Annotated in this window: 15 protein-coding genes; 7 read left to right on the forward strand and 8 right to left on the reverse strand. The window is 61.5% G+C overall.

The window, feature by feature from the left end; all coding sequences use genetic code 11:
• From RT551_RS04090 to RT551_RS04110, 5 genes are all read right to left on the reverse strand, one after another.
• The gene (locus RT551_RS04090; protein WP_313455868.1) at window positions 1-444 is read right to left on the reverse strand and encodes a DoxX family protein; all 444 of its coding nucleotides are present in this window, start codon (window positions 442-444) and stop codon (window positions 1-3) included.
• Window position 445: 1 nt separating this feature from the next.
• Complete coding sequence (locus RT551_RS04095; protein WP_313455869.1) at window positions 446-871, reverse strand: cupin domain-containing protein; 426 nt, start codon at window positions 869-871, stop codon at window positions 446-448.
• 17 nt (window positions 872-888) lie between these two features.
• A complete protein-coding gene (locus RT551_RS04100; protein ID WP_313455870.1) occupies window positions 889-1,596 on the reverse strand; it encodes an NmrA family transcriptional regulator in 708 nt (235 codons plus the stop codon).
• Between the two features lie 64 nt (window positions 1,597-1,660).
• Window positions 1,661-2,104 carry an AraC family transcriptional regulator gene (locus RT551_RS04105; RefSeq protein ID WP_313455872.1) on the reverse strand — a complete coding sequence of 148 codons (444 nt, stop codon included), beginning with the start codon at window positions 2,102-2,104 and terminating at the stop codon, window positions 1,661-1,663.
• A gap of 156 nt (window positions 2,105-2,260) precedes the next feature.
• Complete coding sequence (locus RT551_RS04110; RefSeq protein ID WP_313455873.1) at window positions 2,261-3,238, reverse strand: SDR family NAD(P)-dependent oxidoreductase; 978 nt, start codon at window positions 3,236-3,238, stop codon at window positions 2,261-2,263.
• Window positions 3,239-3,326: 88 nt separating this feature from the next.
• Here RT551_RS04110 and RT551_RS04115 point away from each other — a divergent pair, with 88 nt between their 5' ends.
• Both RT551_RS04115 and RT551_RS04120 read left to right on the forward strand, forming a co-directional pair.
• Window positions 3,327-4,235 (forward strand): AraC family transcriptional regulator, encoded by a 909-nt coding sequence (locus RT551_RS04115; RefSeq protein WP_313455875.1) that lies wholly within the window; start codon window positions 3,327-3,329, stop codon window positions 4,233-4,235.
• A 234-nt stretch (window positions 4,236-4,469) separates the two neighbouring features.
• Window positions 4,470-5,306 (forward strand): alpha/beta hydrolase, encoded by an 837-nt coding sequence (locus tag RT551_RS04120; protein WP_313455916.1) that lies wholly within the window; start codon window positions 4,470-4,472, stop codon window positions 5,304-5,306.
• 13 nt (window positions 5,307-5,319) lie between these two features.
• On the opposite strand, the gene RT551_RS04125 is transcribed toward RT551_RS04120, so the two are convergent.
• Both RT551_RS04125 and RT551_RS04130 read right to left on the reverse strand, forming a co-directional pair.
• The gene (locus tag RT551_RS04125) at window positions 5,320-6,705 is read right to left on the reverse strand and encodes an aldehyde dehydrogenase family protein (protein ID WP_313455876.1); all 1,386 of its coding nucleotides are present in this window, start codon (window positions 6,703-6,705) and stop codon (window positions 5,320-5,322) included.
• A gap of 47 nt (window positions 6,706-6,752) precedes the next feature.
• Window positions 6,753-7,514, reverse strand: a complete 762-nt coding sequence (locus RT551_RS04130) for a hypothetical protein (RefSeq protein ID WP_313455878.1) — start codon at window positions 7,512-7,514, stop codon at window positions 6,753-6,755.
• Between the two features lie 178 nt (window positions 7,515-7,692).
• On the opposite strand from RT551_RS04130, the gene RT551_RS04135 reads away from it, so the two are divergent.
• Window positions 7,693-9,303 (forward strand): PQQ-dependent sugar dehydrogenase, encoded by a 1,611-nt coding sequence (locus RT551_RS04135; protein WP_313455880.1) that lies wholly within the window; start codon window positions 7,693-7,695, stop codon window positions 9,301-9,303.
• Between the two features lie 752 nt (window positions 9,304-10,055).
• On the opposite strand, the gene RT551_RS04140 is transcribed toward RT551_RS04135, so the two are convergent.
• The gene (locus RT551_RS04140) at window positions 10,056-10,880 is read right to left on the reverse strand and encodes an SDR family oxidoreductase (protein ID WP_313455881.1); all 825 of its coding nucleotides are present in this window, start codon (window positions 10,878-10,880) and stop codon (window positions 10,056-10,058) included.
• A 99-nt stretch (window positions 10,881-10,979) separates the two neighbouring features.
• Here RT551_RS04140 and RT551_RS04145 point away from each other — a divergent pair, with 99 nt between their 5' ends.
• From RT551_RS04145 to RT551_RS04160, 4 genes are all read left to right on the forward strand, one after another.
• A complete protein-coding gene (locus RT551_RS04145; protein WP_313455883.1) occupies window positions 10,980-11,894 on the forward strand; it encodes a LysR substrate-binding domain-containing protein in 915 nt (304 codons plus the stop codon).
• A gap of 84 nt (window positions 11,895-11,978) precedes the next feature.
• Window positions 11,979-12,632, forward strand: coding sequence for a GTPase domain-containing protein (locus RT551_RS04150; RefSeq protein WP_313455885.1), 654 nt, complete (start codon window positions 11,979-11,981; stop codon window positions 12,630-12,632).
• Complete coding sequence (locus RT551_RS04155) at window positions 12,629-13,147, forward strand: hypothetical protein (RefSeq protein ID WP_313455887.1); 519 nt, start codon at window positions 12,629-12,631, stop codon at window positions 13,145-13,147. The genes RT551_RS04150 and RT551_RS04155 overlap by 4 nt, the downstream gene beginning before the upstream one ends.
• Before the next feature lie 38 nt (window positions 13,148-13,185).
• Window positions 13,186-14,016 (forward strand): hypothetical protein, encoded by an 831-nt coding sequence (locus RT551_RS04160; RefSeq protein WP_313455889.1) that lies wholly within the window; start codon window positions 13,186-13,188, stop codon window positions 14,014-14,016.
• The last annotated feature ends 764 nt before the right edge of the window (window positions 14,017-14,780 follow it).

Genomic DNA, 14,780 nt, shown 5'->3' on the forward strand with positions numbered 1-14,780 from the left:
TTAACTGGACCGGCGCATGGCATCCAGTGAATAGCGGCCGGGGCCGGTGGCGAGCAGAAGCAGGCTTCCGCCGGCGATGCACAGGTTCTTGTAGAAGTTGACGGTATCAGCGTACTGCTGTGCGCCTTCGGTTGCCCAGTACGGGTGACCGATGAACCCGGCCACCACAGCATAGATGGCCAGCAGGCATGCAACGGGCCGGGTCCACAGGCCAACCACGAGTGCTGCGCCTGCGCCGAGCTCGATCGCAGCGGCCGCCATGGCGGCCAGTTCGCTGGCCGGGACACCCAGCTGATCCATATAGGCGGTGGTGCCCGAAAGATCCATCAGCTTGTTCCAGCCGAACAGCAGGAACAAGGCGGCCAGCAGCAGGCGCGCGAGCAGTATCACGGCGTCTTCTGCCTTGCCCAGGTTGCGATTGGGTGCAATCCATTCGGTATTCATGTCAGTGTCCGTGGTGAATGGGGGTGGTGAGTAAGGTGTCGGTCTTGTCCACGACGAAGACCGCCAGCAGGCTGGCCGGCTCGGTCTTGCTGGCGTTGGCGCTGACGTCGTGGCGATCGCCGGGGAGCTCGGTGAAGTTCTGGCCCTTGGTGAAGGTACGCAGCGGCCCACCGTTGAGTTGATTCACAACCGCGCCCTCCAGGACGGTGGCGTAGATCAATGCGGACTTTGCGTGGTAATGGGGCGCATTGACCCCGCCAGGCTCGTACTCCACCAGGATGCCGCGCACGACCTTGTCCGGCAGGCCCGGCACTTCGTGTTCGTAGACCTGGGTGACTTTGGTTCCCCTGTATTCCTGCGCTGCCACCGATGCGGAGAACAATGCGGAAAGGAGCCCCGCCAGGAGGAGGTTCAAAAGAGTTTTCATGACATCACTGATCGAGTTCAGGCCGCCAGGCGGCGATTGAGCCAAGCTTCCAGATTCAGTTCACCCAGGCGCGCCTGCGCAAGCGGAACCAGCGAATCGACGAGCACCGTCCCGCCGAAGTAGCGTGCATTGGGGTCGCGCTCTACCGGACGTGGGTCCCCGGCCGCCTGCAGATAGCGGCGGATGTACACGTCGAAGGGCTGCCGCTCGGGGCCGGCAATCTCCACGGTGCCGTGGATCGGGCTTCCAACGACCACATCGGCCAGCGCTGAGGCCACCTCGTCAGCGGCGATAGGCTGGAACATGCCGCCAGAAAGACGAACAACGCCGTCAACGGTACTTCCATCTGCGATGGCACCCAGAAACTCAAAGAACTGTGTCGACCTCACGATGCTGAGCGGGATGCCACCGCGCATCGCGACGCCTTCCTGCACGCCCTTGGCGTTGAAGTAGCCATTCTCCGGCATCCGGTCCGAGCCCACGATCGAAAGCAACACGTGATGCCTGACGCCTGCCTGCGCTTCCGCGCGTGCGATGTTCTTTCCTGAGGTCTCAAAGAACTCCCACACGGCCTTCGGCTCGAACGAAGGCGCATTGGATACGTCCACCACGGCGTCGGCACCGCGCATCACGGCCGATAGTCCCTCACCGGTAAAGATGTTGACGCCTGTCTCAAGGGCCGCAACCACTGGCTCGTGACCTGCTGCCTGCAGGTTGCGAACCACTCTGGATCCAATCAGGCCGGTGCCGCCAATGACGACAACTCGCTTTCTATTCATCTTATTATCCTCAAGGGTGGGCACAGGCGGACGCTGTGCCACAGGGGGAAACGCGCGACAGCCTGAGCGCGTACCTGCGCGGCGTCGTTCCAGAAATGCGACGGAAGACCTTGTTGAAGTGGGCCTGGTCGCAGAAGCCCAGTTCAGTAGCGAGACCCGCGAGTTGGACCGCAGGATCCCGCTCCAAAGCGGAACGGGCGGCATCAATACGCCGACGCGCCACGTACTCCACGAAGGTCATGCCCATCGACATCGTGAAGCAGCGTGAGAAGTGGTATCGACTTACGCACGCCGCATTGGCTACATCGTCGAGGCGCAGTGGTACAAAGAGGTGGTCGTCGATGTAGTGCTGCGCCCGGGCCAGCGCCCCGGTTCTAAGTCCAGGGGCGGTGCGTATTGCCATGGCCGGCGCCGCTGCCGGCGTGCGGTGACTGTGTTCCAAAGTGCTAGACATGGGCCATTCCCAGGCGTTGGACAGGGGTCACGATGGACTGCCTGATCAGAATGGTGGTGCCGCACCGATTGCGAATCCCCCGATGGCGCTACTGCAGGCGTCTCGTTCGGAGGGTTGACGACCCCGCCATTTGGGCGGCGGGGCCAGACACCGAGCTTACTTACCGGGGATGTCAACGCCCTCCCAGCGAGCGCTCAGCACCCAAAGCCGTTCAGCCCTGGCAGGATCGATCGCGTAGGGCCGGACGCCCCGCAACAGCTCCGGCTCGACCACAGCGATGTCGCAGTCTTCGCAGTAAACGCCACCCTGCCCGTCCAGCTCGGGCGCGGTAGCGCACCAGACCGTCGTCGCTGCGCCCTGTTGCACGTTCTTGAGATCGCGCTGCGGGTCGACGACCGCCGATCCATCCGGGTGGATGGCACCGAAGGCACGGATATCCTCCCGGGTGAAATGCTTGGCGAGATTTCCCAGAATGGACCCCGGGTGCACGGCAAAGGCACGCACGCCGTCTTGGCGGCCACGGGCATCCAGCGCCACGGCAAACAGGCTGTTTGCGGTCTTGGACTGACCATAGGCCTGCATGCGGTCGTAGGGGCGATGGTGGTAGTCAATGTCATCGAAATCAATGTCACTCAACATGTGGCCGCGAGACGAAAGCACCACCACACGAGCGCCGCGCGCGGCGACCAGCGCGGGCCAGAGCCTGCAGACAAGACGGAAGTGACCGAGATGGTTGGTTGCAAACTGTCCTTCGTGCCCCTTTACGTCACGGAACAGCGGTGGTGCCATGATGCCTGCGCTGAGCACCAGAAGGTGAAGTGGTTCGCGCCGCGCAAGAATGGCGGCGGCAAAGGCGTCAATGGATGCGTTGTCCATCAGGTCCAGCGGCATCACCTGCGCCGACGGCACCTCAGCGAGCACCTTGGCCGCGGCGCCTTCATCGCGCGCGGGCACAATGACATGAGCGCCCTTCGAAGCAAGAACCCGTGCCGTCTCCAATCCCAGTCCGGAGGCACCACCGGTGATGATGGCAAGGGTGCCGGAACAGTCGATACCTTCGGCGACTTCTTCGGCGCGACTTGCAGCACCGAAGCGTGTGCCCAGGGGGTGTTGTTGCGTGCTGTGGTTGTTCATGGGAGGCTCCTGGTTGAAGCACACAGGATGTCAATGAACCCTCCCCCACCCCATACTGGATCGTCTCATTTCATGTCGCGAACGTCTCATGCGCACGCCTGAGGATCCCCTGTCGCAGGTGCTGTTTGTTTCCGAAGCTCGGGCAGCGGTGTCCACCGGATTGGAGGCGCGCGGGGCCTGGGCCTTGAACGTGTCACCTGCGCAAGTGCTGAAGTGCAATGTAATACGAACCGGACAATGCTGGCTGGATGCAGGCGGCGCGCAGTGGCTGCTTGAGGCGGGAGATTGCTTCCTTGTTGCGCCCGGTCACGCGTTTGTTCTGGGCTCAGATCTGTCGCTACCGACGATTCCGGCCGAGCAGGTGTTCGCAGGGTCTGGTTCTTCCCCGTTCGCCAGACTCGATGGTGGTGCGGGCGATGACTTCCGGAGCCTGGGTGGGCGAATGGAGCTTCCCGCTGCCGCCGAATTGTTGATCTCGGCACTGCCGGTCGTCGCGGTTCTGCGATCGGACAGCCAAGCGGCCCAGCGCATCCGCTGGCTGTTGGATCGTCTTGAAGAGGAATCCAACCAGGTATCACCCGGGCGCGCAGCGGTGTCTTCGGCGCTCATGCAATTGGTGTTCATCGAACTCTTTCGCGGGCTTCCCGATGTCCAGACAGGTGGCTGGTTGGCGGCGTTGGCCGATCCCCGCCTGGGGTCCGCCTTGCAGGCCATCCATCGTGAGCCGGGCAGATCGTGGACAGTAGCTGATCTGGCGGACGTCGCCAGCTTGTCCCGATCACGCTTCGCACGCCGGTTTCATGATGTGGTCGGGCGCTCGCCCATGGACTATGTCCTGCACTGGCGCATGGCGCTTGCAACGCGTCGGCTTGCCGAGCCCGGCAGTACCGTTGCTGAAGTAGCTGAAGCACTGGGGTACAGCTCTGAAAGCGCGTTTGGTGCGGCGTATCGACGGGCTACCGGTCATTCGCCACGCGGCGGTCGCGTTTCACGCTGAAGGTCGCGCAAACAATTTCTATTTCCGCTGCATCTGCCGACGGATAGTCGCCCTGTCACCACAAGCAGGGTCTACGCCATGAGCGATGTTGATGATGCCGAACTCGCCAATCCCGGGCGCCGCGACGTGATGGCGCTCGGTGCTGGCATTGCGACCTTGATGATGGTGGGCGCACTGCCGCTCTTCTCTGCTGCCTCCCCCGGCGCTCCCTCCCCCACGATTGGAGACGATGTCATGTCAAGTGTCACCACGAAAGACGGTGTGGAAATTTTCTACAAGGACTGGGGCCCGCGCTTCGGCCAGCCCATCGTGTTCCATCACGGCTGGCCGCTGAGCAGTGACGAATGGGATACCCAGATGCTGTTCTTCATCAGCCATGGCTATCGGGTCATCGCCCACGACCGCCGCGGGCATGGGCGCTCGTCGCAGGTAAGTGAGGGCCATGACATGGACCATTACGCCGACGATACGCTCGCGGTGGTGGAACACCTGGATCTGCGCAATGCGGTCCACGTAGGGCATTCCACGGGCGGCGGCGAAGCCCTGCATTACGTGGCACGCCACGGACAGCGTCTGGGACGAGTCGCCAAGCTGGTCCTGATCGGCGCGGTTCCTCCCACCATGCTCAAGAGCGCCGCTTACCCGGGCGGACTGCCAATGGAAGTGTTCGATGGGTTCCGCAGTGCCCTGGCCGCCAACCGTGCACAGTACTACGTGGATCTTCCGGCCGGGCCCTTCTACGGTTTCAACCGCCCGGGTGCGAAGACAATCCCCGGGGTGGTGCAGAACTGGTGGCGCCAGGGCATGGCCGGCGGTGCCAAGGCGCACTACGATGGAATCAAGGCATTTTCGGAAACGGACTTCACCGATGACCTGAAGTCCGTGACCGTGCCGGCCTTCGTGATGCACGGCGACGACGACCAGGTTGTCCCGATCGGAAACTCCGCACCGCTGTCGGCCAAACTCCTGAAGAACGCGAAGCTGAAGATCTACCCTGGCTATCCGCATGGGATGTGCATGACCCATGCGGACGTCGTCAATGCGGATCTGCTTGCGTTCATCAAGAGCTGAGCTGCAGCGGGCGCTACTTAGCCGCTGGAATCTTGATCGCCTTGACGTTGACGAACTCCTTCAAGCCCTCCGGCCCGTGCTCACGCCCGTAGCCGGAGGCTTTCACCCCGCCGAAGGGCATGGTCGGGGACGCGACGTCGAAGCTGTTGATGCAGACCATGCCGGTGTCGAAATACTTGCTGGCCAGTTCGCGGGCGCGTTTCACATCGCGACTGAAGATGCCGCCACCCAGGCCGTAACGGCTGTCGTTGGCGATTCGCATGGCGTCCTCATCGTCCTTGGCGCGGATGATGGCAGCGGCCGGGCCGAACAGTTCGTCCGCGTAGGCGACCTGGCCCGGAGCTACATCCGCCAGTACCGTGGCCGGATAGAACCAGCCGGTGCGATCCGGGACCTCGCCGCCGACCAGCAGACGTGCACCCTGTGAGACGCTCTTGGTGACCTGCTCGTGCAGTTTGTCGCGCTGTGCCTCGGAGACCATAGGGCCGAGCTGGGTGCCTTCGGCGTTCGGGTCTCCCATCTTGATGGTTTCGAATTTCTTCGCGTAGGCGCTGACGAATGCGTCGTAGTTCTTTTCAGTGACGACGAATCGCTTTGCGTTGACGCAGGTCTGGCCGTTGTTGAACAGGCGGCCCTTGACGCAGGTGTCTACGGCCAGATCCAGATCGGCATCGTCCAGCACCAGGTAGGCATCATTGGAGCCCAGCTCCAGCACGGTCTTCTTCAGCGCCTCTGCTGCCTTTGCCGCCACGGTGCGCCCCGCTGCCTCGCTGCCGGTAAGGGTGACGGCACGAACCAGGTCGTTCTCCACGATGGCGTTGGACTGGTCATGGCTGATCAGCAGCACCCCGAACAGACCCTTGGGCAGTCCGGCACTTTCGTAGATGTCACGCAGCAGCAGACCGCTTCCCGTGCAGCTTTCGGCATGCTTGAGCAGCACGCCATTACCGGCCATCAAGCTGGCAATGGAGTAGCGGATGGCCTGATAGGCGGGGAAGTTCCACGGCTGGATGCCGTACACCACGCCGATGGGGGAATGGGTGACGATACCGGTGGCTCCGTCCACCTTGCGTTCTTCATCCGCCAGTACCGTTGGACCCTGCTGGGCGGTGTAGTCGCAGATGGCGACACACAGGTCCACCTCGGTGCGGCTGTCCTTGATCAGTTTGCCTACCTCGTTGGTCATGAGCTGGGCGAATTCTTCCTTCCGGTCCCGCAGCGCCTTGGCGATGGCGGCGACAACCTTGGCGCGCTCATCCAGGCTGCGCAGGCGCCACTGCAGGTAGGCCTCGTGGCTGGCCTTGACCACGGCGGTGGCTTCGTCGTCAGACATGTAGTCATACGTGGCCAGCACCTCCTCGGTCAGCGGGTTGATGGTGGTGAGCTGCTTCTTTGACATGAACGAAATCCTTCGCTTCGGGGGGAGATGTATGAGCGCGGCGGGCGCTATAGATGGGCTTTGCGATGGCGCTCCAGCGTCGGCTCCACGTCGGCCAAGGCGCGTAGCACTTCGCGTTGCCAGTCACCCTGCTGCAGCTGGCGCACCGTCGAGTGGGCGGCGCACACGGCCGGGGTGTTGGCCCATTGAGCGGCCAACGCCCGTGCCCAGCTGGCGAATGCGTCGGCCGCTTCTGGAGCAGGCTTGAGCGCTTTGCCCAGCATGGGGTGGAACTTCAGTCGTGACTGCGGCAGCAGCTTCCCCAGCCAGCCGGGTGCCGCCAGCACATTGAGCGTGTCATCTACATGCACGATGCCGCTGCGGCGATGCCGGACCAGTACCGAGGCGGCGTGCACTCTTTCATCGGAGGTCACCAGGTCCAGCCCGGCGGGAATGGAGAAATCCAGGTCCTCCTGAAACTGCTGCTGGGTACCAGGGTCTTCGATGACGGCCGTGTCCCATCGCACGGTGGGCGCGTGCTGCTGGTGCCTCCGCGTGCCGATCATTCGTGCCCGCGGCAGCAGCTGGTGCATGCTGTAGCAATGCAGGGTATGGAACGGGTGCACGTTGATGATGGCTTCAATCAGGTCACCATTGCCGGATTGCGCAAGCAGGCGGGCGCGGTCATCCTCGCCCACGGCGCAGCTGTCGACCAGCAGGTATCGACCGTTCGCGCGGCGGATCAGCGACATCTGCGTACCGACGTCCAGGACGCCGGCAATGCGATGATGGCCGCGGAAGTTCCAGAAGTCTTCGGCCAGTTGTTGCATGGGAATCGGGATCAAAGCGTGGGGGCTGAGGTGTTCGATGATCGGCCTCGCCCGGTTCCCACGTCGTGAATTCTTTGGCGCTGCGTCTCACTTGGGTTTCACCACATCAGTGCTCTGTCGGGCCGGGCCAAGCACGGCTTGCGTTAGAGTGGGTCTTCGATCTGCCCTGCCCTCGCCTATGCCCGCCTGGTTACGAAACATTTCCACCCTGCTCATCGCCGCGCTTGCGACTGCCACGGTCGCCAGCGTGCTGCAGACACAGATCAATCTGTACTCGATCACGCAGTTGGGGGTGCCGGTCAGTGCGATGGAGCGGGCTGCGGTGACCGGGGAGGATCTGGCGCGGTTTGGGCCGGTGATGTTCGGCTTTGCGCTGGCGGGGGGTGTTCTTGCATCTGGTCTGCAACCTGGTCTGCGGCGATTACGGATTGGGGCCCTGCCCTGCGCGCTTGTTGCTGGCGCACTGGGCCTGGGGATCGTGCTGGTCCTGCTGCGCAGCGTGATTCCGATGCCGGCGATTGCCGCGACCCGCGCGATTCCCGGCTTGATGCTGATGAGCTTGTGCGGACTGGCGGGCGGGTATGTGAGTTACGCACTTTCCTCGCGCATGGTGCGTAAGCACTCGGCAGGCGGTTGGGCGTTCGCGGTGCCAGCGGTTGCACTCCTGCTGCCGGCAGGCGCATTCCTGCTTATGCGACCGGTGCCGCAACAACCCGTGCCGTCTGCGGCAACGGGTTATTCAGTTTCGACTATTGCGAAGAACCTGCAATGGCCTTGGTCGCTGGCGGAACTGCCTGATGGCCAATTGATCGTCACTGAAATGGCTGGCCGTCTGAAGCTGATTGATCGCACCGGCGTGATGAAGGAAGTCAACACCGTGCAGGTGCCTGCCCCCTATCAGCGTGAGCGCGTGATCGGCCTGATGGAGGTCGCGCTTTCTCCGGATTTCGGGAATGACCGGTATATCTATTTGACACAGGGCTATCGTGACGCGCGCGGTGTAGGCGTGCTGCTGCTTCGTGGCGTGCTCAGCGAGGCTGCAGGCGAATGGACTGTGGGTCAGGTCAAGACGCTCTTTGAAACCACGCCCAAGGCCAGCGACGGCAATAACGGGGGGCGTCTGGCCTTTCTGGATGCCAACACCCTGTTGATGACCGTGGGTGACGGGAGCGCACGGCGGGAGGAGGCACAGAACCCGCAAAAATCGCTGGGTAAGGTGATGCGTATCGATCTCTCCCCTGGAGCCGGGCGCGCCGTCGTGCATACTTCCGGCCATCGCAATCCACAGGGCATCGTGCGTGATCCTGTCACCGGCGCGGCATATGTAAGCGAGCACGGGCCACGCGGCGGTGATGAACTCAACCGCCTACGGCCGGGCGGTAACTACGGGTGGCCCATCGTCAGCCAAGGGATTGACTACCCATTCGCGCGAGTGAGTCCGTTCACCCGCCGAGATGGATTCGAAGATCCGGAGCTGTTCTGGTCGCCCTCTATCGCGCCCTCAGGCCTGGCGGTGTATCAAGGCGACCTGTTCAAGGCCTGGCAGGGAGATTTTCTGGTGCCTGCCTTGCGCGAGCGCGGCATTCGCCGCCTTGTGCGCGAGGGCGATCGTGTTGTGCGCCAGGAGCTTGTGCTGGGTGACCTGGCCGAGCGAATTCGTGACGTTAAAGTGGCGAGGGATGGTTCGATCTACGTGCTGACGGACGGCGTTGATGGGAAGCTGCTCAGATTGGCAGCGACTGCGGAAGGCGAATCCGTTGGCCGTCAATGGGTCGAAAGTAGCCCATGATGCAGTCCAGGTTGGAGACGGCGATCTGGACATGCCCCTTGGATGAGATGCCGGAGCCCGGGTAGAGCTCGCCTCCTTCCCAGAAGGGGCCCCGCACCGTGTCGTAGGGGGGATACTTCATAATCTCTCTTGATCCGTGCACGGCGTTGATAGTGGCGCAGTCTAGTTCACGCTTGGCAATGGCTCAATGATATGACCTTTACTGAGGTGAGGCGTGCGACCGGCGGCTTCTATCGCGAACTGCATTGCCCTCTTGGGGCTTCCCTCCCAGAAGTAGACGCCGGGTCCGAGCCAGTCGTAGGCGTTCTCACTCTTCTTGAGATGAGTATCACCGGAAAGCACCGCTTCGCCTACCTCTCGTGAGCATCCGTGGTAGCCCAGAACAAAAGCCGTCGGTCGCTTGTATCGTGAGGGCATTGCGGCCCCTCAGCCGCCGTAACGCTTGGCGAGCTTCCCGTCCGCCGTGCAGACTCCGATCTTCTGGAGAAAGCCCAGCGCACTCTCACGATCCTTTGTGATGTCCCGTATAGCCCGGTCATAGTCTTCCTTGGCGCACGGATCTGAAATTCTCACATGCCCCCACTCGTGAGAGCACTCTGAATGCGCGTCATTGTAAGATTGAACCGAGGGGGGCTTCTTCTGTGACATGCTGGACTCCCGCTTGTGGTGATGGGGCCACTGTACGTGTGAGCCAAATTTTTGCGAGAGGCAAATGTGACACCCTGCGATTCATCGCCGTGCTCTATCACACCCTACGCGCGGTCAGCCGAATAGGCCACATCCTTCCCCGCCTGAAGATCCTCCATCCGAGCACGCAGTGAACGCTCAATGTTCTCGAACGCCGCACTTCCCAACGCCAATCGCCGGCGCGGCGCTGCTTCGTCTGCATACGCAATCATGGCGGCCACCGTCCGCTCCGCATCGCCCTTGATCGCGAAGCTGCCATCCGCCACACCCCGGCGCACGTCCCCCGCCGGCGTGGCGTCATACACGTCCATAACGGTTCCGTGGTCGAGCCCGGCGGCGAAGCCGGTAGCGGTCGGCCCCGGCTCGGCGATAAGCACTTCGATCCCGAACGGCAGCACCTCCTGCGCCACGGCTTCCAGGAACCCTTCAATCCCCCATTTGCTTGCGTGATACAGGCTGAAGTTCGGGTAGGCCACCTGCCCGCCTTCCGACGAAACCTGTAGGATGCGGCCGCCGCCCTGGGCACGCAGGTGCGGTAGCACTGCGCGCACCAACTGGATAGAGCCGGTCAGGTTTGTGGCGAGCTGCCGCTCGATCTGGCCGTCGCTCACCTCCTCGGCAGCACCAAACAGGCCGTAGCCGGCGTTGCTGACCACCACATCGATTGGCCCAAAGGCTGCAAAAGCATCGTCCACCGTTGAACGCAATGCAGCGGTATCGGTGATGTCGAAGGGGGCCACTTTCAGGCGGCCTGCGTGTGCCTGCTGCAGGTCTGCGAACGGCTCGGTGCGTCGGCCGGTCGCCACCACACGGTCGCCACGCTCCAGCAGCACGCGGGTCATCTGCAGGCCCAGGCCGGAGGATGCGCCGGTAATCAGCCAGGTCTTCATGGGGAAACCTCGTTTGGTTGGAATGCCCACAGGGTAAGTGGCCGATACCTGCGTGATAAGCTGCACCAATCAGCATGGGCTGGTGAGGAGTCTGCACCAATGTCGGACGTCAGTCTCTCGGATCTCAAGGCCTTTTCGGCCGTTGCCCGGCACCGTAGCTTTCAGCGGGCGGCGGATGAGTTGGGCGTATCGCGGTCCTCACTGAGCCACGCCATAAGGACGTTTGAGCAACGTCTGGGAGTGCGTCTGTTGCATCGGACCACCCGTAGCGTGGCCACCACCGAAGCAGGCGATGCGCTGTTGCGGCGTCTGAATCCGTTGCTGCAGGAGCTGGACGCCACCCTGGACGATGCGCGTCATGGCCAGGACACCGTGGCCGGAACCCTGCGCATCAATGCCGGTGCTGGCGCAGCGCGCTGGCTGCTGGAACACGTGGTGCCCACCTTCCTGCAACGGCACCCGCATGTGGCGCTGGATATCGTCAGCGAAGGCCGACTGGTCGACATCATTGCCGAAGGCTTCGATGCGGGCGTTCGGTTGGCGGAATCCGTACCCAAGGACATGGTGGCGGTGCCCTTTGGTGGCACCATTCGATTCATTGCGGTGGCTTCGCCGCGCTATCTGGCAAGCGCCGGCCGCCCGGCCACGCCAGATGATCTGCACGCGCATCGCTGCATTCGTCAGCGCCTGCCCAGTGGGAAGCGCTATCGCTGGGAGTTTTTCAAAGGTGCACAGGAGGTTGCGATCGATGTGCCGGGGGCGCTGAGCCTTGATGACAGCGCTTTGATGGTGGATGCGGCAATCAACGGGCTGGGGATTGCGTTTGTGCCGGAGCCCTTCGCGCGTGACGCGCTGGATGAAGGGCGGCTGGAGGTAGTGCTGGAGGACTGGTCGCCGCCGTTTGAAGGGCTGTGTCTTTACTACGCGAGTTGGCGGCAGGTGCCTGCACCGTTGAAGGCGTTTGTTGGGGTGTTGCGCGAAAGTGGGGTGGCGCGGCGCACAAATCAATCCTAAAGTAGACGAACAAGCGGCCGATAAGACGACCAACGGTCGCGATCGTGCGATTCATAGGGACTTGATCGTATGAGTTGGGAGAGGTTGATCCTGGCAGCAGCCGCAGGTGTGGCCGCAAGTGCCATTGCCTACTTCAAGCGGGATGAAATCGCGGCGGCGTGGGACAGCCTCGTGATCAGCCTCAAAGGCAAGCGCGTGGCAGTATTGGGCGAGCGCAATGTTGGTAAGACGGTTCTGCTGAAGTTTCTTGCCAACGGCGACATCCCCGAAGAGTACATGCAGACCCTGCTCGTCGAGAGGATTGAAGGCAGGCGCTTTTCCATTGGCGATCTGAAGCTGGACCTAAAGGGTACGCGCGACGTACCCGGTGGGCGCGACGCCATCGAAGACTGGAAGGCTCTGCACGATGAATCTGACATCGTTCTCTACCTTGTCAACGCCCAGCAGATCGATGATCAGCGAATCATGCGTGACCTCGGCAAGCTGGATGGCTGGAGCGCTACACGCAAGTCCCGCCCTAGACTCGTTGTACTCGTCACGCACATGGATCTGAACTCAGAGTACGTTCGTACACCGGGTTCTGGCTTGGGGACCTTCCGCGACCAGTTCGTACAGAGACACCTTGACTCGGGCCTCTCCAGGCTGCAAATTCGGCCGCCCGTTCTACTCGGCAGCCTGGTTGACAAAGATCAAGCTGCCAAGCTTGTTGCCGACGTGATCAGGACAGTAACCGTATGATGCGGGCAAAGGCGTTTCAGGCTCAGGCCCTGGATAACACTTCCGAAGATCATCTGCGCGGGGCCGACGCAGCGGATGAACTGCGCAGCCCCGTACGGGAGCAGACCTATTCCGCGATGGCAGCCGTTAGCTCTCGGGGAGTGGTACTGTTCACGAAATATCATGTGAGGCTGTTCTGCGATGGGCAGTCTGCCGTGCTGCAGGTTGTGACCGAAGAGCGCGACCAGGCAGGGCGGCTGGCCCCGGTGATGTGCTGGGTGGAGCATGACGGCTGTGGTCAGTCAGCCAGGCAGGATATCGACGGCGTCTGGACATCTCTTGTACAGTTCGCGGCGGCCATCGACCGTAGCTTCTCAGACACCACGCACCAGGCTGCGTGCGAAGCATTGGAAGCATTTGAAAAAAAAAAGTCGTTCGGCTCCCGCTCGACAGCTGCGAGCCCGACGCCGCGCCGGTGGCCGTGGCTGCAGTGGCTGATGCGTCTACTGAAGGCGCTGCGTATCTTCAAGAACTGAACAAGCGTGAATCACGCACCGCGATAAAGGGGGGTAGCATGAAAAGTGACCGCATTCCAGAGAACCATGGGGCGCGAAGAGTCATGCTGGTGCTGGACGAAAACACGATCAACTCCTGCAGATATGATCTTGCGCCGGCCGACAGGCAGTTTCTGTTCGACTCGCAGTCCCATGTGTTGCAGTACCCGCTGGCGGTCGACGAGCCTGACAGCCAGGCATTGAGGAACATCGTGGATGCCGACCTGCTAAAGCCCGGATCCATTCTTGTCCAGAGTCCATATGACCGCGATTCGTACGTCGAGCTGCCGCAGGCAGATGATCACTTCGCTGTAGAGAAGCTGCGGCATTTCTCACGCCTATGTCAGCTCCTTGGGGCTCGGTCCGTAACGGTCGAGCAGATTGAAATCAGCACAGAGTCGTCGTCTGAGCTCTACAAGATGAACGGAAAGACGTCCGTTGTTGTTGCGGACCTGAAGGTTGACAGCCAGAGGGGCAGCTCGTTGGCCAGAAAGTTCTCCATCAATACCTCGTTCCGTGGCGGTAGTGGGGATACGGTTGCGGCGGAGAAGTACCTGCGCAGCAAGCAGCTCTGGGGTGACATAGTCATGCGAAGCCTCGTCGAGCAGTGTGCAGACGAATCCAATAGGATTCTTGAGCAGAACGTCACTATCAGCCTATCGAGCGAGTCCAAGCGCAGTCTCGCCGTAGTGGCCAAGATGAATCTGCCGGTGCATGGTCTTGGGCTGGGCGCCAGCTACCTGGCCAGCGCTGAGAGCAATCAAGAGTACGTATTGACCTTGAAGGTCTCGTTCGACACCGGCAGCGCTGAAGAAGCGTGTCAGCAAGGCATCCATGTTCGAAGTCCGTAGGGTCTTTGCCGTAGACGTCGTCGCCTGCTTCGGCTGAAGCCATGGCTAAAGCTCTCCATTTCCATATGCCGTCGCGTGCAGCGCCCATCAATCAATCAATTCCTGTAGAACTCAGCACCTGCATAGATGGCGACCAAGCGATGGACGTGAGTTCAACTCGGCGATTGCCTCGTAGAGTTTATCCCACGTAAGCCCGACTCGTGCGTAAAGTATAGCTCGCACCATTCCACAATGCGGACTTATATCCATCCCGAACCTGCTTATGCTTTGCAGGAGTCCAAGCAAGTCACGCTCCGTGATGTCGCGAGACATCTCATCGATGCAGTCGTGAACCATCCTTGCGATTGGATAGCGCGAAAGACGCAAGGAGGGGCGATCAAGACCGCAAGTTGCTATGGTCGCGCGCCCTCTTTCCGTCAAGCCGAGAATTTCGCCAAGTCGACCGAACTCAAAGTGTTCGGACGGATCAAACAGCTCAAACGGAGATATCAATAGCGCGCGTTCGCCCGAGATATCCTCTGCGTCCAGTTTTCTTGTCCCGCCTTCAACAGGGAACAGATTCCCTTTCCATACCTGATTGCATATCTGGCAACTGAGCAAGTAATTCTCCCACTCATATGCAAGCCACCAGTATCCCGGCTTCTCTCGAGTAGGCTTCAGCTTCCGTCCAGACACAGACGATTTCCAGAAGGATTTCCGCCCCCAATTGACTGGATCGTCGTCATGAAGCTCACTCACCTCTGCCTTCGGTCGAAAATGCTCGA

This window comes from Stenotrophomonas sp. (genome assembly GCF_032103445.1).
Lineage (GTDB): Bacteria > Pseudomonadota > Gammaproteobacteria > Xanthomonadales > Xanthomonadaceae > Stenotrophomonas.

Coding starts and splice junctions, on each gene's coding strand:
- RT551_RS04110 (WP_313455873.1), bottom strand. CDS start 3,238: ATGAACAACCACAGCACGCAACAACACCCCCTGGGCACACGCTTCGGT.
- RT551_RS04125 (WP_313455876.1), bottom strand. CDS start 6,705: ATGTCAAAGAAGCAGCTCACCACCATCAACCCGCTGACCGAGGAGGTG.
- RT551_RS04160 (WP_313455889.1), top strand. CDS start 13,186: ATGAAAAGTGACCGCATTCCAGAGAACCATGGGGCGCGAAGAGTCATG.
- RT551_RS04135 (WP_313455880.1), top strand. CDS start 7,693: ATGCCCGCCTGGTTACGAAACATTTCCACCCTGCTCATCGCCGCGCTT.
- RT551_RS04140 (WP_313455881.1), bottom strand. CDS start 10,880: ATGAAGACCTGGCTGATTACCGGCGCATCCTCCGGCCTGGGCCTGCAG.
- RT551_RS04095 (WP_313455869.1), bottom strand. CDS start 871: ATGAAAACTCTTTTGAACCTCCTCCTGGCGGGGCTCCTTTCCGCATTG.
- RT551_RS04145 (WP_313455883.1), top strand. CDS start 10,980: ATGTCGGACGTCAGTCTCTCGGATCTCAAGGCCTTTTCGGCCGTTGCC.
- RT551_RS04090 (WP_313455868.1), bottom strand. CDS start 444: ATGAATACCGAATGGATTGCACCCAATCGCAACCTGGGCAAGGCAGAA.
- RT551_RS04120 (WP_313455916.1), top strand. CDS start 4,470: ATGTCAAGTGTCACCACGAAAGACGGTGTGGAAATTTTCTACAAGGAC.
- RT551_RS04130 (WP_313455878.1), bottom strand. CDS start 7,514: ATGCAACAACTGGCCGAAGACTTCTGGAACTTCCGCGGCCATCATCGC.
- RT551_RS04155 (WP_313455887.1), top strand. CDS start 12,629: ATGATGCGGGCAAAGGCGTTTCAGGCTCAGGCCCTGGATAACACTTCC.
- RT551_RS04105 (WP_313455872.1), bottom strand. CDS start 2,104: ATGTCTAGCACTTTGGAACACAGTCACCGCACGCCGGCAGCGGCGCCG.
- RT551_RS04115 (WP_313455875.1), top strand. CDS start 3,327: ATGCGCACGCCTGAGGATCCCCTGTCGCAGGTGCTGTTTGTTTCCGAA.